We start from the raw sequence: 19,026 nt of genomic DNA on the forward strand, positions 1-19,026 counted from the left end.
ATAAAAAAAGGCCCATCTTGCGATGGGCCTTTTTTATTGCCGGTCACTTGCAATAGTTGCCTGACCGACAAGTCAGGCAATTAATTAGCAACCTATCATTGTGTTGCCGATTCCTGCACCACACGAATCACCCGTTGTGGAAAAGGAATATCAATACCTGCAGTCTTTAAACGATCGCGCGACTGTTCGTTAAACATGAACATCACGTCCCAGTAATCTGCAGTTTTAACCCACACACGCAGCGAAACAGTGATCGAACTGTCGCCCAAGGTCGAAATCACTGCCTGCGGCGCCGGATCCTGCAACACGCGCTCATCCTTGGCCAGATCCAGCAACACCTGACGGGCCTTCTGCAGATCGGCTTCGTAATCAACGCCTACATCAAATACGACTTTGCGGGTCGGCTGACGGTTGGTGTTGGTGATGATGCCATTCGACAGGTTGCCGTTTGGCACGATGATGGTTTTGTTGTCACCGGTACGCAGCACGGTGTGGAAAATCTGGATGCTGTCAACCGTACCCGACACGCCTTGCGCCTCAATCCAGTCACCGATACGGAACGGACGGAACAGCAGAATCAGCACGCCGCCAGCGAAGTTCGCCAGACTGCCCTGCAACGCCAAACCGATGGCCAGACCAGCCGCACCGATCGCCGCAACGAAGGAGGTGGTTTCAACGCCGATCATCGAAGCGACGCTGACAATCAGCAACACTTTGAGAATGATGTTCGCCAGGCTGCTGATAAAGCCTTGCAGCGCCAAGTCAGCGTTGCGCAGAGCCAACAGACCGCCGAGCTTTTGCGTGACCTTGTTGATCAGCCACCAGCCGATGGCCAGGGTAATCACTGCCAACAGCACGCGGCTGCCGTATTCCATGATCATCGGGATCCACGCCTGGGATGCCTTGACCAGGTTGTCCACCTCAGCATTCAAATCCATGTTCTATCTCCTGATTTCCGGCTACCCGGGCTGTAAAAAATCAGCGGCAGAAAGACTGAACCTGTTGGGGCTCAATCGTTTCTGCCGTTGCTTGGGCCTCGGACGCTGAAAACGCCGAGAGGTTCCCCGACCGGGAAGCTTAGTCGCGGAAGTTGTTGAACTGCAGGGGCATGCCGAATTCCTTGGCCCGCAGTGCCGCGATGGCCTCTTGCAGGTCATCACGCTTCTTGCCGGTCACACGCACTTGCTCGCCCTGAATGGCAGCCTGCACTTTGAGTTTGGCGTCCTTGATGTGGCCGACGATTTTCTTCGCCAGCTCCTTGTCGATGCCTTCCTTGAGCACGGCGTCCTGCTTCATCAGTTTGCCCGATGCGTAGGCGTCTTTGACTTCAAGGCACTGCACGTCGATCTTGCGCTTGACCAGCGCCAGCTTGAGGATTTCGATCATCGCTTCCAGCTGGAACCCGGCTTCGGCGGTCAGGCTGACGGTGAGGTCCTTTTCCTTGAACTCAAAGCTGCCTTTGCCTTTCAGGTCATAACGACGATCAAGTTCCTTCACGGCGTTCTCGACCGCGTTGGTGAGTTCGTGTTTGTCCAGTTCGGATACCACGTCGAACGACGGCATGTAATCTCTCCAATAAAAAGGCGCGCTCGATGTGGATGGAGCGCGCTTGGCTTGCGGTTAAAATCGGGCTCATTATAACGGGTCTTTTCCCACCGACACGGCGAGCCGCACATGCCTGTACGCAATCGAGCAAAAAACTGATGTCCACCCCCTGGCATGTATTGGGCGCCGGCAGCCTCGGCACGCTGTGGGCTACACGTCTGGCCCGCGCCGGCCTACCGGTCAGATTGATCGTGCGTGATGCCGAGCGCTTGCGCAGCTATGAAGCAGCGGGCGGGTTGACGCTGGTCGAACATGGCTTGGCCAGCACCTACGCGATCCCCGGCGAGACACCGGATAGTCCCGAGCCGATCAGCCGTTTGCTGGTGGCCTGCAAAGCCTACGACGCAGAAAACGCCGTCGCCCGCCTCGCCCCACGACTGACAGCGGACGCCGAACTGATCCTTCTGCAGAACGGCCTCGGCAGTCAGGACGCCGTCGCCAACCGTGTGCCACTGGCACGCTGCATCAGCGCTTCAAGCACCGAGGGTGCATTTCGCGATGGCGACTGGCGCGTAGTGTTTGCCGGCCACGGTTTCACCTGGCTGGGCGACGCTGGTCATCCGGTCGCACCGATCTGGCTGGACGACCTGGAGGCCGCGAAAATCCCCCACGAATGGAGCATCGATATCCTCACGCGGCTGTGGCGCAAACTGGCGCTCAACTGCGCGATCAATCCGCTGACGGTGTTGCACAACTGTCGCAATGGCGGGCTGCAGGAGCATCACTGCGAAGTCGCCACCCTGTGCGGCGAACTCGCCGAGCTGCTGGAGCGTTGCGGCCAGCCGGCCGCCGCCGACAATCTGCAACAGGAAGTCGAACGGGTCATCCACGCGACCGCCGCCAATTACTCGTCGATGTATCAGGACGTCGCCAACCAGCGCCGCACCGAGATCAGCTATCTGTTGGGCCACGCCTGCAAAGTCGCCGCGCGCCATCAACTGAACCTGCCGCACCTCAATCAATTGCAGCAGCGCCTGGTCACTCATCTGCACAGCCTTGGATTGCCCAGCGACTGAGCAGCGGCTACGCTGGCCACTTGTTCCTTTGCTGCGAAAAACCTGATGCCATTGCGCCAGCGTCTCGAAAACCTGCCGGTCGGCCAGAAACTGCTGGCTGCCCTGTTGGTGCTGTTGACCACTGTTCTGCTGGTCGCCAACCTGACTTTTATCAGCGCCGCCTATTACATCTCCCAGGAAAGCATGGCACCGCAGGCCTTGCAGACCATCGGCCGACTGATTTCCAACCCGAGTCTGGTCAGCGAAGCCCTGCAATCACCGCAAAGCGCCGAGCGCCTGCTCAAAGAACTCGACAGTTACTCACCGCTACGCGCCGCCGCGCTGTATGACGGCAAGGGCGAACGCCTGGCGCAAGTCCAGCGTGGCGATAAACTCAACTTGCCGGAGCGCTATCGGCACATCGAAGCGTGGCAACTGACTGAATTTCGCAGCAACCAGTTGATCACCCTGCCCCGCCCCGGCACCGCGCCGGGCCATCTGTTGCTGGTCGCCAGCAGCGAACTGCCGATGGCGTTCTACACCGGCACCCTGACCGCGAGCCTCGGCATTCTGATTTTCAGTGTGTTGCTGTGGCTGGTGATTGCCCGGCAGATCAAACGCCTGATCACCCGGCCGATCCATCAACTCGAGGAACTGTCGCGTCAGGTCACCCGCGAGGAGAACTACGCTCTGCGTGCCTCACGCGGCAATCATGACGAAATCGGCAGCCTCGCCGAAGCATTCAATACCATGCTGTCGCGCATCGAAGCCCGCGAACAGCAACTCAAACGCGCCCGCGATGACTCGCAAGCGGCCTATGATCAGGCGCAGGGGCTGGCCGAGGAAACCCGCCACACCAACCGCAAGCTGGAACTGGAAGTCCAGGTGCGCAGCAAGATCGAGAAGAAGCTCACCGGCTTCCAGAATTACCTCAACAGCATCATCGACTCGATGCCCTCGGCACTGATCGCCCTCGACGAGCAGCTTTACGTCACCCAGTGGAACCAGGAGGCCAGCGCCCTCTCCGGCACCCGACTCGACGAAGCGCTGAACCAGCCGATCTTCCTCGCCTTCGAACCGCTCAAGCCGTTTCTGCCGCAGCTCAAGCAGACCGTCGAGCAGCACACCGTTGCGAAAATCGAACGGGTAACCTGGTTCAAGGACGACGAACCGAAGCATTACGCGCTGACCTTCTACCCATTGATGGGCGGTGCCGGGCGTGGCGTGGTGATCCGTATCGACGACATCACCCAGCGTCTGTCGCTGGAAGAAATGATGGTGCAGTCGGAAAAAATGCTCTCGGTCGGCGGTCTCGCCGCTGGCATGGCCCACGAAATCAACAACCCGCTGGGCGCGATCCTGCACAACGTGCAGAACATCCGGCGGCGCCTGTCCGCCGATCTGCCGAAGAACCTCGAAATCGCCGAGCAACTGGGCATCGAACTGGATACCGTAAACCGCTACCTGCAGGGCCGGGAAGTGCCGCAACTGCTCGACGGCATTCAACAGGCCGGCGCCCGTGCGGCGAAAATCGTCACGCACATGCTCAGCTTCAGCCGGCGCAGCACCCGGCAAATGGCGCCGTGCGATCTGCCGGCGCTGATCGATCAAGCCGTGGAGATCGCCGGCAACGACTTCGATCTGGCCATCGGTTTCGACTTCAAGGGGCAAGCGATCATCCGCCAGTTTGACCCGGCGCTCGGTCCGGTGCCGGGCACTGCCAACGAACTGGAACAGGTGCTGCTCAATCTGCTGAAAAACGCCGCGCAGGCGATTCACCAGCGCGAAGACGACAGTGAGCCGGGGCGGATCATCCTGCGCACCAAACTGAATCCGCCGTGGGCCGAGATTCAGGTTGAAGACAATGGCATCGGCATGAGCGAGAACGTGCGCAAGCGCACCTTCGAGCCCTTCTTCACCACCAAGGAAATCGGCCAGGGCACAGGGCTTGGCTTGTCGGTGTCGTACTTCATTATTACCAATAATCACAAAGGGCAGATGGAGGTGCAGTCAGCACCGGGCCAGGGCACCTGTTTCACCTTGCGCCTGCCGCTGACGCAACCGCTGTCCATCGCTGCCGAAACCAATCAATTATCGAGGTAACCCATGGGCTTTCGCCTGTCGAAAATCTACACCCGCACCGGTGACAAAGGCGAAACCGGCCTGGGCGATGGCCGCCGCGTGCCCAAGGATCACCCACGCATCGAAGCGATTGGTGAGGTCGATACGCTGAACAGTCAGGTCGGCGTGTTGTTGGCCGGGTTGATTGCCGAACGCAACACGTTTCCGGGGTTGAATGAACTGATCGAGGTGTTGGCGCCTTGTCAGCACCGCTTGTTTGATCTGGGTGGCGAGTTGGCGATGCCGGCGTATCAGGCGTTGAATGCCGCAGAGATCGAACGACTGGAAGCCGCGATCGATGTGTGGAACGAGGAATTGGGGCCGCTGGAGAATTTCATTCTGCCGGGCGGGTCGATGTTGATTGCGCAGGCGCATGTATGCCGGAGCCTGGCGCGGAGTGCCGAGCGGCGCTGTCAGCACCTGAATGCGCTGGAGCCGTTGGCCGGCGTTGGGCTGGCGTATATCAATCGGTTGTCGGATTTGTTGTTTGTCGCGGCGCGGTTGATTGCACGGCGGCAGGGGATTGCGGAGATTCTTTGGCAGCCGGCGGCAAAACCCGCAGAGATGTAGTGTTTGATCGGCCGCCATCGCTGGCAAGCCAGCTCTGCCACAGGGTTTCATGGTGTACACAACATTTGTGAACGGCACTAAAACCTGTGGGAGCTGGCTTGCCAGCGATGAGGCCGCTAGCCTTTACAGAGAGTCAGGCCAGAACGCGCGAATCCCCGCCACGCCTTGCGCACCCACGCCCCAGGCTTTTTCGCGCTCCGCCGGACCAACCCCGCCCAACAGAAACACCGGTTTGCTGAAACCTTCGATCAACGTTGAAGCCTGCTCCCAACCCAGCGGCTGCGCATCCGGGTGGGTCAAGGTCGGTTGTACCGGCGACAGCGTGACGAAATCCACGCCCATCTGCTCGGCCAGCGCCAGTTCTTCTGCGTTGTGGCACGACGCCGCCAACCAGCGCTCCGCCGGCAACGGACGCCCCGCCGCAGCGTGTTTGCGCAGCTGCGCGGAGGTGATGTGCCATCCGGCGGACGGGAAATCGCCGAGCCATTCGAACGGCCCCTTGATCATCAACTGCGCCTTACCCGCACACAGGCCGGCCGCATCGACCGCCAGATCGCGATACTTGGGGTCGTAACCGTTCGGCGCACGCAGCTGAATCAACTTGATCCCGCCGGCAATCGCCTTCTGGATACCGCGCAGCAACGCCGGGGTTTCCAGGTCTTCCGGGGTAATCAGATATTCCGCGGGCAAACGCGCGGCGGCAACGATCGGCTGGTTGGCGGCCGGGAACTCGTAGTTCGCCAGTTCTTTCGCGGTAACCCAGGCCAATGGCTGGCCTTCGGCACCGTGCGGTTCACCGGTGAATGCCGAAACTTCCCAGACATCCAGCAACACTTGCTTGTCCGGGTAGTCGTGACGCACTTTGATCACCGGTCGGGCGGCGCCAACGACGATGCCCAACTCTTCGTGCAGCTCACGGGACAGTGCGCTTTCGACCGACTCGTCGGCCTCGACCTTACCGCCGGGAAACTCCCACAGACCACCCTGATGCTGGCTATCGGCGCGGCGGGCGATGAGGATTTTGCCGCTGTCGTCACGAATGACGGCAGCGGCGACGTGTACACGTTTCACGGATTCAACTCCTCCAGTCCAGCCTTTTGCCACGCCTTGAAGGCGGGCCATTGGTAGACGGTTTCAACATAGGCTTCGTCGGCGGCCGGCAGCTTCACCTGATAAGTGCGCAGACGCACGGCAATCGGCGCGAAGAAGGCATCGGCCAGACTGACACGGCCAAACAGATAGGGGCCGCTTTCGGTGGCAGCGGCACGGCACTCGGCCCACAGCGCGAGCATGCGCTCGATATCAGCCTTGACCTCCGGCGGTACCGGGTTCAGCGGTGCGTCATGGTTGAGGTTGAACGGCATGTGATTGCGCATGGCGAAGAAACCGCTGTGCATTTGCGCGCAGGCGGATCTGGCCTGAGCACGGGCGAAGATATCGCTCGGCCAGAGCTGCTCGGACGGAAACTGTTCAGCGAGGTATTCGGCGATGGCCAGTGAGTCGGCGATGGTGCCGCGCGCCGTTTGCAGCAGCGGGACTTTGGCGGTGGGCGAATGCTTGAGCAGCAGCTCGCGGGTATCGGGCTTGCCGAGTTTGATCAGTTCTTCGGTATAGGGTGCGCCGGTCAGTTCAAGCGCCAGGGCGGCACGCAGGGACCAGGAGGAAAGCAGTTTGTCGCCGATGATCAGGTGCAGGGACATGGTTGGGTGCCTTTCATCAGGATGGACAGGCCGGATCTTCGGTGCCTGAGAGGTCGCCATCGCGAGCAGGCTCACTCCTACAGGGATTTGTGAAAGACACAGATCCCTGTGGGAGCCAGCCTGCTGGCGATGCAGGCGACTCGGTCTCAGGTTAGATCACGTGCGATATTCAGCGTTGATCTTCACGTATTCATGCGACAGGTCGGTGGTCCAGATGGTTTCGCTGCAATCGCCGCGACCCAACTCGATACGGATAGTGATCTCTTCCTGCTGCATCACTGCCGAACCCTGCGCCTCAGTGTAGGTCGCGGCGCGAGCACCACGGCTGGCGATGCACACGTCGCCAAGGAACACGTCGATCTTGCTCACGTCCAGATCCGGCACGCCGGCACGGCCGACAGCGGCGAGGATACGGCCCCAGTTCGGGTCGGAGGCGAACAGCGCGGTCTTGATCAGCGGCGAGTGCGCCACGGTGTAGCCGACGTCGAGGCATTCCTGATGATTGCCGCCGCCATTCACTTCAACCGTCACGAACTTGGTCGCGCCTTCGCCGTCACGCACGATGGCCTGGGCCACGTCCATGCACACTTCGAACACCGCTTGCTTCAGTTTGCCGAACAGCTCGCCTTCGGCGCGGGTGATTTCCGGCAGCGCAGCCTTGCCGGTGGCGATCAGCATGCAGCAATCGTTGGTCGAGGTGTCGCCGTCGATGGTGATGCGGTTGAACGATTTATTGGCGCCGTCGAGCATCAAATTGTGCAGGACTTCGCGGGAGACTTTAGCGTCAGTGGCGATGTAGCCAAGCATGGTCGCCATGTTCGGGCGGATCATGCCCGCGCCTTTGCTGATGCCGGTGACGGTGATGGTGACGCCGTCATGCTCGAACTGGCGGCTGGCGCCCTTCGGCAGGGTGTCGGTGGTCATGATCCCAGTAGCAGCGGCTTCCCAGTTGTTTTCCGACAGGTCGTCCAGCGCGGCTTGCAGCGCGCCTTCGATCTTCTCGACCGGCAGTGGCTCGCCGATCACGCCGGTGGAATACGGCAGAATCTGGCTGGCATCAACACCGGTCAGTTCGGCCAGTCTGGCGGTGGTGCGCTCAGCGGCAGCCAGGCCTGGCTCGCCAGTGCCCGCGTTGGCATTGCCGGTATTGGTCAGCAGATAACGCACGGCGTTCTGCACGCGTTTTTTCGCCAGGATCACCGGTGCCGCGCAAAACGCGTTCAAAGTGAACACGCCCGCCACGGTCGAACCTTCGGCGCAGCGCATCACAACAACATCTTTGCGCCCGGGGCGCTTGATGCCGGCCGAGGCGATACCGAGTTCAAAACCGGCAACCGGGTGCAACGTTGGCAAAGGACCAAGACCAACAGCCATGAATGCGCTCCTTACTCAATGATGTCAGCACCGTCGCGCGCGGCAACGGTGGTTTAAATGGCAAAACGCCGCGACGGCAGGAGCCGGTCGCGGCGCGGGTATTTCAGCGATTGAAACGGGTTTTACTGGATCTGCCCGTGGCAATGCTTGAATTTCTTGCCCGAACCGCAGTAGCACAGTTCGTTGCGGCCCAGCTTCTGCTCATTGCGAACCGGGGCGGTGGCGAGGGCGACATCGACCTCTTCACCCAGTACTTCCGGCTGCTCCAGACCTGGCGCTTCGGCGTGTTCGAACTGCATGCGGGCGGCCAGCGCTTCGGCTTCCTGACGCAGACGTTGCTCCTCGGCTTCCGGATCTTCGCGGCGCACCTGAACGTGCGACAGCACGCGGATCGAGTCGCGCTTGATCGAATCCAGCAGCTCGGAGAACAGCGTGAACGACTCGCGCTTGTATTCCTGCTTCGGGTTCTTCTGAGCGTAGCCACGCAGATGGATACCGTGACGCAAGTGGTCCATGGTCGACAGGTGGTCTTTCCACAGATCGTCCAGCACGCGCAGCACAATTTGTTTCTCGAACGAGCGCAGTGCGTCGGCACCGGCCTGATCTTCTTTCTCGTTGTACGCCGCCATCAGCTCGGTCATGAGCTTCTCGCGCAGGGTTTCTTCGTACAGGTGATCGTCTTCGTCGAGCCATTGCTGAATCGGCAATGTCACGCCGAAATCGCTGGCAATCGACGCTTCCAGACCAGCCACGTCCCACTGCTCAGGCAGCGATTGCGGCGGAATATGTGCGCTGACGGTGGCGTTGAGCACGTCCTGACGGAAATCGGCGATGGTTTCACCGATGTTGTCAGCGGCCAGCAACGTGTTACGCATGTGATAGATCACTTTACGCTGTTCGTTGTTGACGTCGTCGAACTCGAGCAGTTGCTTACGGATGTCGAAGTTACGGCCTTCAACCTTGCGCTGCGCCTTCTCGATCGCATTGGTCACCATGCGGTGCTCGATCGCTTCGCCCGGCTGCATGCCCAGGGCTTTCATGAAGTTCTTCACTCGATCAGAAGCGAAGATGCGCATCAGGCTGTCTTCCAGCGACAGGTAGAAGCGGCTGGAACCGGCGTCACCCTGACGGCCGGCACGGCCACGCAGCTGGTTGTCGATACGACGCGATTCGTGACGCTCGGAGGCAATCACCTGCAGACCGCCGGATTCCAGCACTTGCTGGTGACGCTTCTGCCAGTCGGCCTTGATCTGGGCAATCTGCTCAGGGGTCGGGTTTTCCAGCGAGGCAACTTCAACTTCCCAGTTACCGCCCAAGAGGATGTCGGTACCACGACCGGCCATGTTGGTGGCGATGGTCAGGGCGCCCGGACGACCGGCCTGCGCGATGATCTCGGCTTCTTTTTCGTGGAACTTGGCGTTCAGAACCTTGTGTTCGATGCCTTCTTTCACGAGCAAAGCGGACATGTGCTCGGAGGTTTCGATGGTGGCAGTACCCACCAGCACCGGACGACCGGCCGCCATGCTTTCCTTGATGTCCGCAACGATCGCCGCGTATTTCTCTTCGGCGGTCAGGAACACCAGGTCGTTGAAGTCTTTACGCGCCAACGGTTTGTTCGGCGGAATGACCATGACCTCCAGACCATAGATCTGGTGGAATTCGAACGCTTCGGTGTCAGCGGTACCGGTCATGCCGGACAGCTTGGTGTACAGACGGAAGTAGTTCTGGAACGTGGTCGAGGCCAGGGTCTGGCTCTCGGCCTGGATGTTCAGGCCTTCTTTGGCTTCGATGGCCTGATGCAGGCCTTCGGACAGACGACGACCCGGCATGGTACGGCCGGTGTGTTCGTCGACCAGTACGACCTGGCCGTCCTGCACGATGTATTCGATGTTGCGATTGAACAGCTTGTGCGCACGCAGACCGGCATACACGTGGGTCAACAGGCCCAGGTTGTGTGCCGAGTACAGGCTCTCGCCTTCAGCCAGCAGGCCGACGCGGGTGAGCATGTCTTCGATGAACTGGTGACCGGCTTCGTTGAGTTCGACCTGACGGGTCTTCTCGTCAACGGTGTAGTGGCCAGCCTTGGTGACTTCGCCTTCGACTTCTTCAACGTGCAGTTCCAACTGCGGGATCAGTTTATTGATCTCCATGTACAGCTTGGAGCTGTCCTCGGCCTGACCGGAGATGATCAGCGGGGTACGCGCTTCGTCGATGAGGATGGAGTCGACTTCGTCGATCACGGCAAAGTTGAGTTCGCGCTGGAATTTTTCTTCCATGCTGAACGCCATGTTGTCGCGCAGGTAGTCGAAACCGAATTCGTTGTTGGTGCCGTAGGTGATGTCGGCGGCGTAGGCCAGACGTTTCTCTTCCGGCGGCTGGAACGGTGTCACGACGCCAACGGTCAGGCCGAGGAATTCATACAGCGGGCGCATCCAGTTGGCGTCACGACGCGCCAGGTAGTCGTTCACCGTCACAACGTGCACGCCCTTGCCGGACAGTGCGTTGAGGTAAACGCCCAGGGTCGCTACGAGGGTTTTACCCTCACCGGTGCGCATTTCGGCGATCTTGCCTTCGTGCAAGGTCATGCCACCGACGAGCTGCACGTCGAAGTGGCGCATACCCATGATGCGCTTGCCGGCTTCGCGGGCGACCGCAAAGGCTTCTGGCAGCAGCTTGTCGAGGGTTTCCCCTTTGGCGATGCGGGCCTTGAACTCATTGGTCTTGGCGCGCAATTGATCGTCCGAAAGGGCCACCATTTGCTCTTCGAAGGCATTGACGAGCTGCACCGTCTTGAGCATGCGTTTGACTTCACGCTCGTTCTTGCTTCCAAAAAGTTTCTTTAACAAAGGCGCAAACATATCGGCAGGATCTTCCACACTAAAGGGATGGAGGGCGGCCCCGTGAGCGTCGCCCGTGCAGCCCTCATGGCCGCATGCGAACGAGCATTCTACCCGGAAACGGAAGTGAGGAAAGTGGCGATGTTCCACGATGCTGGCACTGCGCTTTGACGGGGCTCACTTAAAATAGGGGCGTTTTGCTCAACTTCAAGTCATACAAGGCAGAAGTTAGTTGTTGATTTAATGGGTAAAGCGGGGGCAAAAGCAATGGGCGAGTGAGTTTGGCCTTTCTGCTACCATGGCGATTCTGTTACTTCAGGTGTTCGATCATGGCATTTCGCCCTCTTACGGCTAAAGCACCCGCCGTTCTCTTGCGCGAAGCCAAGCCGCTCAAAGCCATCCTCGGCCATGCCCAGCGCCTGGGCCATTTACAACGCCTGCTCGAAAGCCAATTGCAGCCCGCCGCCCGCGAACATTGCCATGTAGCGTCGTGGCGTGAGGGCAGTTTGTTGTTGATCGTCACCGATGGTCACTGGGCCACGCGCCTGCGTTACCAGCAAAAACGCTTGCAGCGACAATTGCAGATGTTTGACGAGTTTGCCAGTTTGACGCGGATTCTGTTCAAGGTGCAGCCGCCGACGGTTCAACGCGGGTCAGCCGGGCACACGATGGATTTGTCCACGGATGCAGCGGCGACGATTCAGGCCACGGCAGACGGGATCACTGATCCGGGATTGCGCGCGGCGCTGGAGCGCCTGGCGGCGCACGCCAAAGACAAGTCCTGACAGCTATCAATAATTGTAGGAGTGAGCCTGCTCGCGATAGCGGTGAAACAGTCGACATTGTCGTGACTGGCATACCGCAATCGCGAGCAGGCTCACTCCTACATTAGGTCAGCGGCGTTTGCTGCCACCGAGTAAAGAGCCCATCAAGCCGCGTACCAGTTGTTTGCCAAGGTTATTGGCAGCCTGGCGCATCGCCGATTTCAGCGCTTGCCCGGCAGCGGTGCCGAGGAACTCTCCTGCTCTGTCGGCCAGGCTCGGCTCTTCAGGCGCAGGCTTGCCGGCGGGCGCCTCGGCTTCAGGCGCCAGGCCTTTGCGCCCCATCAGAATTTCATAAGCCGATTCACGATCAATCGGCTTGTCATAGCGCCCCTTGAACGGCGAGCCGGCAATCAGCAGCGTGCGTTCGGTTTCGGTCAGCGGCCCGATCCGCGATTGCGGCGGTGCGACCAGTACGCGCTGAACCATTTCCGGCGTGCCTTTCTCGGTCAGCGTGCCGACCAACGCCTCGCCGATCCCCAATTCAGTCAACACCGACAAACTGTCGAACGCCGGATTCGGCCGGAAGCCGTCCGCCACTGCGCGCAGGGATTTCTGCTCTTTGGCGGTAAACGCACGCAAGCCGTGCTGGATGCGCAGACCGAGTTGCGCCAGCACGTCATCGGGCAAATCCGCCGGTGACTGCGTGACGAAATACACGCCAACACCTTTGGAGCGGATCAGGCGCACCACTTGCTCGAGGCGCTCCTGCAAGGCCTTGGGCGTATCGCCAAACAATAAATGCGCCTCATCGAAAAACAACGCCAGCAGCGGTTTGTCGGCATCGCCTCGCTCTGGCAACTGCTCGAACAACTCAGCCAGCAGCCACAACAGGAACGTTGCATAGACTTTCGGCGCCTCGTGCACCAGACGGCTGGCGTCGAGCAGATGAATGCGCCCCCGCCCCTCGGCAGTCGGTTGCAGAATGTCTTCGAGTTGCAGTGCCGGTTCGCCAAACAAGGCTTCGGCGCCCTGCTGCTCAAGGATCGCCAGGCGGCGCAACAGCGCCTGACTGGAACCGGTGGTCATCAACGCCGCGTCTTCGCCCAGCAGTTGCGGATTGTCCTTGAGGTGATTGAGCAGCGCCTTCAGATCTTTCAGATCCAACAGCAACAAGCCCTCGCGATCAGCGACCTTGAAGGCTGCGTAGAGCGCCGATTGCTGGCTGTCAGTCAGTTCCAGCAGGCTGCCGATCAACAGCGGGCCCATTTCACTCAAGGTGGTGCGCAACGGATGACCGGACTCACCGTGGATATCCCACAAGGTCACCGGATACGCCTGCGGCTTGTGGTTGAGCCATGGCATCCCGGCGATACGCTCGGCCACTTTGCCCTGCGGGTTGCCGGCCGCACCGAGACCACACAGATCGCCCTTGATGTCAGCGGCAAATACCGCGACCCCGGCGTCACTGAACGCCTCGGCCAAACGCTGCAAGGTGACGGTTTTACCGGTACCGGTGGCGCCCGCGACCAGTCCGTGGCGGTTCGCCAGGCGCATGGCCTGAGCAATCTGCTGGCCTGCGAGATCGGCGCCGATTACGAGTTGCGAGGAGTCAGGCATTTTGTCACCCAATGGTTAATCTTTGATTACGCATGGCCGATACAGAGGAGTGAGAGACCCGACCACAAGTCAGGCCGGACATTTCCCTAAGGAGAGACGGAAATATCAGCTTGTTTTCACCCTTGCCCATTTTGCGCGCTTCTATAAAAGCACGCCCTGGACATTAAGACCTTAGCGGAACCCCAAGCCATGAACAAAAATCTGCGCTTCAGCCATAAAATTTTGCTTGCCGCCGCCCTCATCGTCATCGCCGCTTTCGCCTCGTTTACGCTGTACAACGACTGGTTGCAGCGCAATGCGATCCGCGATGACCTGAACAACTATCTCAACGAGATGGGCGAAGTCACTGCCGGCAATATCCAGACCTGGCTCAGCGGCCGCATTCTGCTGATCGAGAACGCCGCCCAGAACATCGCCATCAACCCGGAACCGGTCAATGTCGCCAGCCTGCTGGAACAGAAAGCCCTGACCTCGACGTTCATGGCGTCCTACCTCGGTGATGCCACCGGCCACTTCACCATCCGCCCGGATGCGAAGATGCCGGACGGTTTCGATCCACGGGTGCGCCCTTGGTATAAAGGTGCCGAGAGCAGCAGCACCTCGACCCTGACCGAGCCGTACATCGACGCCGCCACTGGCCAGTTGATCATCTCCATCGCCACCGCCTCGAAAAAGGCCGGCCAGAGCGTGGGCGTAGTCGGCGGCGACCTGAGCCTGCAATCGCTGGTCGACACCCTCGCCGCCCGCGATTTTGACGGCATGGGTTATGTGTTCCTGGTCAGTGCCGACGGCAAGATCCTCGTGCACCCGGACAAGGCCTTGGTGATGAAATCACTGAAAGAAGCCTATCCGCAGGACACCCCGCGCATCAGCAGCGACTTCAGTGAAGTCACCGTCGATGGCAAGACCCGCATCGTCACCTTCGCGCCGATCAAAGGCCTGCCGTCAGTGAACTGGTACATCGGTCTGTCGGTGGACAAAGATCAGGCGTTCGCGATGCTCAGCGAGTTCCGCACCTCGGCAGTGATCGCGACAGTGATTGCCGTGGCGATCATCATTGCCCTGCTCGGCATGCTGATCCGCCTGCTGATCCAGCCGCTGCATGTAATGACCCGCGCCATGGAAGACATTGCCGACGGCGAAGGTGATCTGACCAAACGCCTGACCATCGTCAATAACGATGAATTCGGCATCCTCGGTACCGCGTTCAACCGTTTCGTCGAGCGAATTCACGGTTCGATCCGCGAAGTGTCTTCGGCGACCGGCCAGGTTAACGAGGTCGCCCTGCGTGTAGTCGCCGCGTCGAACTCGTCGATGTACAACTCCGATCAGCAAGCCTCGCGCACCAGTAGTGTCGCTGCAGCGATCAATCAGCTTGGTGCTGCGGCGCAGGAAATCGCCCGCAATGCCGCCCAGGCTTCGAATCAGGCCAGCGACGCTCGCGGTCTGGCTGAAGACGGCCAGCAAGTGGTCGATCGCAGCATCAAGGCGATGAATCAACTGTCGAGCATGCTCAGCGCATCGAGCAGCAATATCGAGTCGCTGAACAGCAAGACCGTGAACATCGGTCAGATTCTCGAAGTGATCACCAGCATTTCCCAGCAAACCAACCTGCTGGCGCTCAACGCTGCGATTGAAGCGGCACGTGCCGGTGAGGCCGGCCGTGGTTTTGCCGTGGTGGCCGATGAAGTGCGCAATCTGGCGCACCGCACCCAGGAGTCGGCGCAACAGGTACAGACCATGATCGAGGAGCTGCAGGTTGGCGCTCGTGAATCGGTGAGCACCATGAGCGACAGCCAGCGCCACAGCCAGGACAGCGTCGAGATTGCCAACCTCGCCGGGGAGCGCTTGAACAGCGTGACGCAGCGCATTGGCGAGATCGACGGGATGAATCAGTCGGTGGCCACGGCGACCGAGGAGCAGACCGCTGTTGTGGAATCGATCAACGTCGATATCACCGAGATCAATACGCTGAATCAGGAGGGCGTGGAGAACTTGCAGGCGACGTTGCGTGCTTGTTCGGATCTGGAGCAGCAGGCTTCGCGGTTGAAACAGTTGGTGGGTAGTTTCCGCATCTGAAGATCAAAAGCTTTACCCCCTCACCCCAGCCCTCTCCCCCAGGGGGCGAGGGGGAAAGGGAGCCGATCTTCATGCTGTTCAGAACCTGAGTTCGACTGAAGACTTTCAGGTCGATGCATAAAACCCAAACACCTCGGTCAGTCCCCTCTCCCTCCGGGAGAGGGTTAGGGTGAGGGGCTCTTCCGCTCTGAAGCTCTTCAGCTCTACCGCGCAATCCCGACCGAACATCTATTCTTGATAAAGGTCAACCAAGGGAGAACCACGCAGCGGAGGGTTGGTCACCGTGCATATCGCCGACATCACTATGTTCTACGCCCCGGCCAGCGGCGGCGTGCGCACTTATCTGGATGCCAAACACCGCCGGCTCGGGGTCAAACCCGGCATTCGCCACAGTCTGTTGATTCCCGGCGCGCATTTCGGCGAACACGACGGCATTTACACGGTTCCCGCCCCTGCCCTGCCGTTCGGCAAAGGTTACCGCTTCCCTGTACGCCTCGCGCCATGGCGCAATGTGCTGCAGGATTTGCAGCCCGATCTGATCGAAGTCGGCGATCCTTATCTGACCGCCTGGGCTGCGCTGGATGCGCGGCGGCAACTGGACGTGCCGGTGATCGGTTTCTATCACTCGGATCTGCCCTTGCTGGTCGGCAATCGCATGGGCCATTGGGTAACGCCGAATATCGAGGCCTATGTCACCCGGCTTTACGGCAACTTCGACCGGGTCCTGGCGCCCAGTCAGGTCATGGCTGACAAGCTCAGCGGACTCGGCGTGCGCAATGTTTTCGTGCAGCCATTGGGCGTGGACCTGCAGACCTTTCATCCAGACGCGGGCAACCGCAATCTGCGCGCGGAACTGGGCATCGTCGAAGAGACGCGCCTGTTGATTTTCGCCGGGCGCGGTTCGAAAGAGAAAAACCTGCCAGTACTGCTCAATTGCATGAAACGCCTTGGCCCGCGTTATCACCTGCTGTTGGTCGGCTCATCAATGCCCGCTGCCGTACCGGACAACGTCAGTGTGATCGATGAGTTCTGCCCGCCACACAGAGTCGCGCAATTGATGGCCAGCGCAGACGCGTTGGTCCATGCCGGTGATCAGGAAACCTTCGGTCTGGTGATTCTTGAAGCCATGGCCTGTGGCATTCCAGTGGTCGCCGTGGCCGCGGGTGCCTTCGAGGAAATCATCAGCGAGTCCTGTGGCTTGCTGTGCGCGCCGAACAACCCGCAAGCGATGGCCAATGCCGTGCGCGAACTGTTTAGTCGCGGCTGCGTGAAACTCGGCCAACAGGCGCGCGAGCATGTTGAACAGCATTACGCGTGGGACACGGTGGTCGACAGTCTGCTCGATCACTATCACGCCGTCCTCGGCCACACACTGCCACGAGTCGCCAATGGCTGAATCGACGAATCTCCCGGCTGTGCTGCTGGTGCTGCACGACGTGGCGCCCTCGACTTGGGCGGCTTACCAACCGTTTGTCGCAGCGGTCGACGCATTGGGACAAGTGCCGATGACGTGGCTGGTGGTGCCGGATTTCCATCGGCACAACGCCCTCAATGCTCACCCGGCGTTTCGCCGATTGCTCGATGAACGCGTTGCCCGTGGCGATGAACTGGCCCTGCACGGTTACTTCCATGATGATCAGGAACCCGGCCCGACAACCCCGCGCGACTGGTTCATGCGCCGGGTCTACACCCATGAAGGCGAGTTCTACCGCTTGTCCCGCGAGTCCGCCCTCGCCCGTCTGCGCGCGGGTATCGATGTATTTCAGCGTTACGACTGGCCCCTGCACGGTTTCGTCGCCCCTGCCTGGCTGATGAGTGACGGCACCCGCCAGGCCCTGCGTGAGTTGCCGCTGAGCTATACCAGTGATCCGCAGCATCTGTATCGGTTGCCGGAGTTCACCGCCATCAATGCTCCAGGTCTGGTCTGGAGCGCCCGCAGTGCCTGGCGCCGAGGCTTGTCGAAGTTAGTCTGCGAGCAGCGGGAACAGCGCTGGTGCCAGGCACCGGTGATTCGGCTAGGCTTGCACCCGGTGGACATGCGCCACCGTTTCTCCCGCGATTACTGGTTGAAAACCCTTGAACGACTGCTGGCGGAAGGACGCGTACCGATGACTAAAATCGACTGGCTGGCGCAACAGCACAGCCAATGGGAGCGCGCCGCATGAGTCGCGGCATTCTGCTGCTGATCGGCCTGCTCGCGGCCGTGCTGATTCCGGTGGTGCTCGGCGGCAGCGAAACCTGGGCGCGCCTGCAAAGCTTTCCGCTGCACTGGCTGCTGGTGATGTTCGGCATGATCCTGCTGTGCTGGGGCATCAATACCCTGCGTTTACGTTTGCTGCTCGGCGATCAGTGCGATCGCGTCACGCCGATGAAGAGTCTTGGCGTGGTCATGGCCGCCGAATTCGCCTATTGCGCGACACCCGGTGGCAGCGGCGGACCACTGACGATCATGGCCCTGCTGGCCCGATCGGGTGTGCGCCCGGCGCGAGGCAGCGCAGTGTTTGCCATGGATCAGTTGAGTGACCTGCTGTTCTTTCTCTGCGCCCTCAGCGGGATTCTGATTTATGCGTTGTTTCAACACCTCAGCGATCGGCTGGAGTGGCTGCTGATGGTCAGCGCCGTTTCGTTGTTCGGTGGCTTGTTCAGTTGTGTATTGCTCGCGCGTTATCACCGCGCATTGATTCGCCTGAGCGGGCGCCTGTTAGCCAGAATGAACGTCAAGGCCAGCACTCGACGCCGCTGGGCGCGCAAGTTGCTGCACTTTCTCGCCGCGTTCACCGACACGCTGAAGTTGCCCTGGCAGACGCTGAGCAAAGTCTTCGCCCTGACGTGTGTGCATTGGTTGCTGCGTTACAGCGTGTTGTATCTGGCGCTGCGCGGCCTGGGCGCAGACTTGCAATGGGCCTGGAGTTTTCTGGTGCAGATGCTGTCGCTGGGCGCCGGGCAATTCAGTCTGCTACCGGGCGGTGCGGGGGCGGCGGAACTGACCTCGGCGGCCTTATTGGCGCCGATGGTGGGGAAATCCACCGCAGCGGCGGCGATCCTGATCTGGCGGGTGGTGACGTATTACTTTTACCTGCTGGTGGGTGGCCCGGTGTTTCTGTTGATGCTGGGGCGGCCGCTGTTGAAGAAGCTGATGAACGTCAGACAGGCTTCTTGACGTCGTCCTGCTGCTGTTCTTTGAGTTGTTCCCACAACTCGGCAGCGCCGGGAAACTCGGTACCATCCTCAGGGCTCATGTCCTCGGGATCATATCGACTCAAACAACCCTCGCCCAACGTTGCCGGAGCTTTGGAAGTGGCTTTGTCCAGTGGATCATTCATGAACATTTCCTCGGGTCAGAAACGGCGAAGGGCCTGGAACG

16 protein-coding genes and 1 pseudogene are annotated in these 19,026 nt (G+C 60.1%); 9 read left to right on the top strand and 8 right to left on the bottom strand.

Annotation, left to right across the window (positions count from 1 at the left end):
• Positions 1-95: 95 nt before the first annotated feature.
• Both ACZZ0A_RS18915 and ACZZ0A_RS18920 read right to left on the bottom strand, forming a co-directional pair.
• A complete protein-coding gene (locus tag ACZZ0A_RS18915; RefSeq protein ID WP_034153426.1) occupies positions 96-938 on the bottom strand; it encodes a mechanosensitive ion channel family protein in 843 nt (280 codons plus the stop codon).
• A 139-nt stretch (positions 939-1,077) separates the two neighbouring features.
• On the bottom strand, positions 1,078-1,563 hold the full coding sequence (locus tag ACZZ0A_RS18920; protein ID WP_007912755.1) for a YajQ family cyclic di-GMP-binding protein: 486 nt from the start codon (positions 1,561-1,563) through the stop codon (positions 1,078-1,080).
• A gap of 140 nt (positions 1,564-1,703) precedes the next feature.
• Here ACZZ0A_RS18920 and ACZZ0A_RS18925 point away from each other — a divergent pair, with 140 nt between their 5' ends.
• Genes ACZZ0A_RS18925 through ACZZ0A_RS18935 form a run of 3 tightly spaced genes read left to right on the top strand, consistent with a single transcriptional unit; the run spans position 1,704 to position 5,291 of the window.
• Positions 1,704-2,621 (top strand): putative 2-dehydropantoate 2-reductase, encoded by a 918-nt coding sequence (locus tag ACZZ0A_RS18925; RefSeq protein ID WP_007912757.1) that lies wholly within the window; start codon positions 1,704-1,706, stop codon positions 2,619-2,621.
• Positions 2,622-2,666: 45 nt separating this feature from the next.
• Positions 2,667-4,703: a sensor histidine kinase gene (locus tag ACZZ0A_RS18930; RefSeq protein ID WP_463543579.1), complete on the top strand. Its 2,037-nt coding sequence runs from the start codon at positions 2,667-2,669 to the stop codon at positions 4,701-4,703.
• Between the two features lie 3 nt (positions 4,704-4,706).
• Positions 4,707-5,291 carry a cob(I)yrinic acid a,c-diamide adenosyltransferase gene (locus ACZZ0A_RS18935; RefSeq protein ID WP_095112284.1) on the top strand — a complete coding sequence of 195 codons (585 nt, stop codon included), beginning with the start codon at positions 4,707-4,709 and terminating at the stop codon, positions 5,289-5,291.
• A gap of 123 nt (positions 5,292-5,414) precedes the next feature.
• Here the strand turns inward: ACZZ0A_RS18935 and ACZZ0A_RS18940 are convergent, their stop codons facing one another.
• From ACZZ0A_RS18940 to secA, 4 genes are all read right to left on the bottom strand, one after another.
• Complete coding sequence (locus ACZZ0A_RS18940) at positions 5,415-6,362, bottom strand: Nudix family hydrolase (RefSeq protein WP_463543580.1); 948 nt, start codon at positions 6,360-6,362, stop codon at positions 5,415-5,417.
• The gene (locus ACZZ0A_RS18945) at positions 6,359-6,991 is read right to left on the bottom strand and encodes a glutathione S-transferase family protein (protein WP_463543581.1); all 633 of its coding nucleotides are present in this window, start codon (positions 6,989-6,991) and stop codon (positions 6,359-6,361) included. Before ACZZ0A_RS18945 ends, ACZZ0A_RS18940 begins: the two co-directional genes overlap by 4 nt.
• Before the next feature lie 156 nt (positions 6,992-7,147).
• Positions 7,148-8,365 (bottom strand): bifunctional glutamate N-acetyltransferase/amino-acid acetyltransferase ArgJ, encoded by a 1,218-nt coding sequence (argJ, locus tag ACZZ0A_RS18950; protein ID WP_007912763.1) that lies wholly within the window; start codon positions 8,363-8,365, stop codon positions 7,148-7,150.
• Positions 8,366-8,487: 122 nt separating this feature from the next.
• On the bottom strand, positions 8,488-11,223 hold the full coding sequence (secA, locus tag ACZZ0A_RS18955; protein ID WP_414915492.1) for a preprotein translocase subunit SecA: 2,736 nt from the start codon (positions 11,221-11,223) through the stop codon (positions 8,488-8,490).
• 308 nt (positions 11,224-11,531) lie between these two features.
• On the opposite strand from secA, the gene ACZZ0A_RS18960 reads away from it, so the two are divergent.
• Positions 11,532-11,987 carry a DUF721 domain-containing protein gene (locus ACZZ0A_RS18960; protein ID WP_007912767.1) on the top strand — a complete coding sequence of 152 codons (456 nt, stop codon included), beginning with the start codon at positions 11,532-11,534 and terminating at the stop codon, positions 11,985-11,987.
• Between the two features lie 108 nt (positions 11,988-12,095).
• Here ACZZ0A_RS18960 and ACZZ0A_RS18965 read toward each other — a convergent pair whose 3' ends face one another.
• Positions 12,096-13,583 (bottom strand): helicase HerA-like domain-containing protein, encoded by a 1,488-nt coding sequence (locus ACZZ0A_RS18965; protein ID WP_007912768.1) that lies wholly within the window; start codon positions 13,581-13,583, stop codon positions 12,096-12,098.
• A gap of 189 nt (positions 13,584-13,772) precedes the next feature.
• On the opposite strand from ACZZ0A_RS18965, the pseudogene ACZZ0A_RS18970 reads away from it, so the two are divergent.
• The 5 genes and pseudogenes from ACZZ0A_RS18970 to ACZZ0A_RS18990 all read left to right on the top strand — a co-directional run.
• Positions 13,773-14,804, top strand: a pseudogene (locus ACZZ0A_RS18970) (HAMP domain-containing protein); the annotation flags it as partial.
• A 93-nt stretch (positions 14,805-14,897) separates the two neighbouring features.
• The gene (locus ACZZ0A_RS18975; RefSeq protein ID WP_371043227.1) at positions 14,898-15,662 is read left to right on the top strand and encodes a methyl-accepting chemotaxis protein; all 765 of its coding nucleotides are present in this window, start codon (positions 14,898-14,900) and stop codon (positions 15,660-15,662) included.
• Positions 15,663-15,945: 283 nt separating this feature from the next.
• On the top strand, positions 15,946-17,058 hold the full coding sequence (locus ACZZ0A_RS18980; RefSeq protein WP_463543582.1) for a glycosyltransferase family 4 protein: 1,113 nt from the start codon (positions 15,946-15,948) through the stop codon (positions 17,056-17,058).
• The gene (locus tag ACZZ0A_RS18985; protein ID WP_463543583.1) at positions 17,051-17,827 is read left to right on the top strand and encodes a DUF2334 domain-containing protein; all 777 of its coding nucleotides are present in this window, start codon (positions 17,051-17,053) and stop codon (positions 17,825-17,827) included. Before ACZZ0A_RS18980 ends, ACZZ0A_RS18985 begins: the two co-directional genes overlap by 8 nt.
• Positions 17,824-18,822 (top strand): lysylphosphatidylglycerol synthase transmembrane domain-containing protein, encoded by a 999-nt coding sequence (locus ACZZ0A_RS18990; protein ID WP_007912772.1) that lies wholly within the window; start codon positions 17,824-17,826, stop codon positions 18,820-18,822. The genes ACZZ0A_RS18985 and ACZZ0A_RS18990 overlap by 4 nt, the downstream gene beginning before the upstream one ends.
• Here the strand turns inward: ACZZ0A_RS18990 and ACZZ0A_RS18995 are convergent.
• Positions 18,806-18,985, bottom strand: coding sequence for a hypothetical protein (locus ACZZ0A_RS18995; protein ID WP_123376459.1), 180 nt, complete (start codon positions 18,983-18,985; stop codon positions 18,806-18,808). The two genes, ACZZ0A_RS18990 and ACZZ0A_RS18995, sit on opposite strands and share 17 nt — an antisense overlap.
• Positions 18,986-19,026: the final 41 nt, after the last annotated feature.

The organism is Pseudomonas sp. AC242 (assembly GCF_979258655.1).

Excerpts from the sequence above, each read along its gene's own strand:
- ACZZ0A_RS18925 (WP_007912757.1), top strand. The coding sequence starts at position 1,704 with ATGTCCACCCCCTGGCATGTATTGGGCGCCGGCAGCCTCGGCACGCTG.
- ACZZ0A_RS18920 (WP_007912755.1), bottom strand. The coding sequence starts at position 1,563 with ATGCCGTCGTTCGACGTGGTATCCGAACTGGACAAACACGAACTCACC.
- ACZZ0A_RS18930 (WP_463543579.1), top strand. The coding sequence starts at position 2,667 with ATGCCATTGCGCCAGCGTCTCGAAAACCTGCCGGTCGGCCAGAAACTG.
- ACZZ0A_RS18965 (WP_007912768.1), bottom strand. The coding sequence starts at position 13,583 with ATGCCTGACTCCTCGCAACTCGTAATCGGCGCCGATCTCGCAGGCCAG.
- ACZZ0A_RS18995 (WP_123376459.1), bottom strand. The coding sequence starts at position 18,985 with ATGAATGATCCACTGGACAAAGCCACTTCCAAAGCTCCGGCAACGTTG.
- ACZZ0A_RS18935 (WP_095112284.1), top strand. The coding sequence starts at position 4,707 with ATGGGCTTTCGCCTGTCGAAAATCTACACCCGCACCGGTGACAAAGGC.
- ACZZ0A_RS18945 (WP_463543581.1), bottom strand. The coding sequence starts at position 6,991 with ATGTCCCTGCACCTGATCATCGGCGACAAACTGCTTTCCTCCTGGTCC.
- ACZZ0A_RS18975 (WP_371043227.1), top strand. The coding sequence starts at position 14,898 with ATGTACAACTCCGATCAGCAAGCCTCGCGCACCAGTAGTGTCGCTGCA.
- ACZZ0A_RS18990 (WP_007912772.1), top strand. The coding sequence starts at position 17,824 with ATGAGTCGCGGCATTCTGCTGCTGATCGGCCTGCTCGCGGCCGTGCTG.
- secA (WP_414915492.1), bottom strand. The coding sequence starts at position 11,223 with ATGTTTGCGCCTTTGTTAAAGAAACTTTTTGGAAGCAAGAACGAGCGT.
- ACZZ0A_RS18915 (WP_034153426.1), bottom strand. The coding sequence starts at position 938 with ATGGATTTGAATGCTGAGGTGGACAACCTGGTCAAGGCATCCCAGGCG.
- ACZZ0A_RS18985 (WP_463543583.1), top strand. The coding sequence starts at position 17,051 with ATGGCTGAATCGACGAATCTCCCGGCTGTGCTGCTGGTGCTGCACGAC.
- ACZZ0A_RS18960 (WP_007912767.1), top strand. The coding sequence starts at position 11,532 with ATGGCATTTCGCCCTCTTACGGCTAAAGCACCCGCCGTTCTCTTGCGC.
- argJ (WP_007912763.1), bottom strand. The coding sequence starts at position 8,365 with ATGGCTGTTGGTCTTGGTCCTTTGCCAACGTTGCACCCGGTTGCCGGT.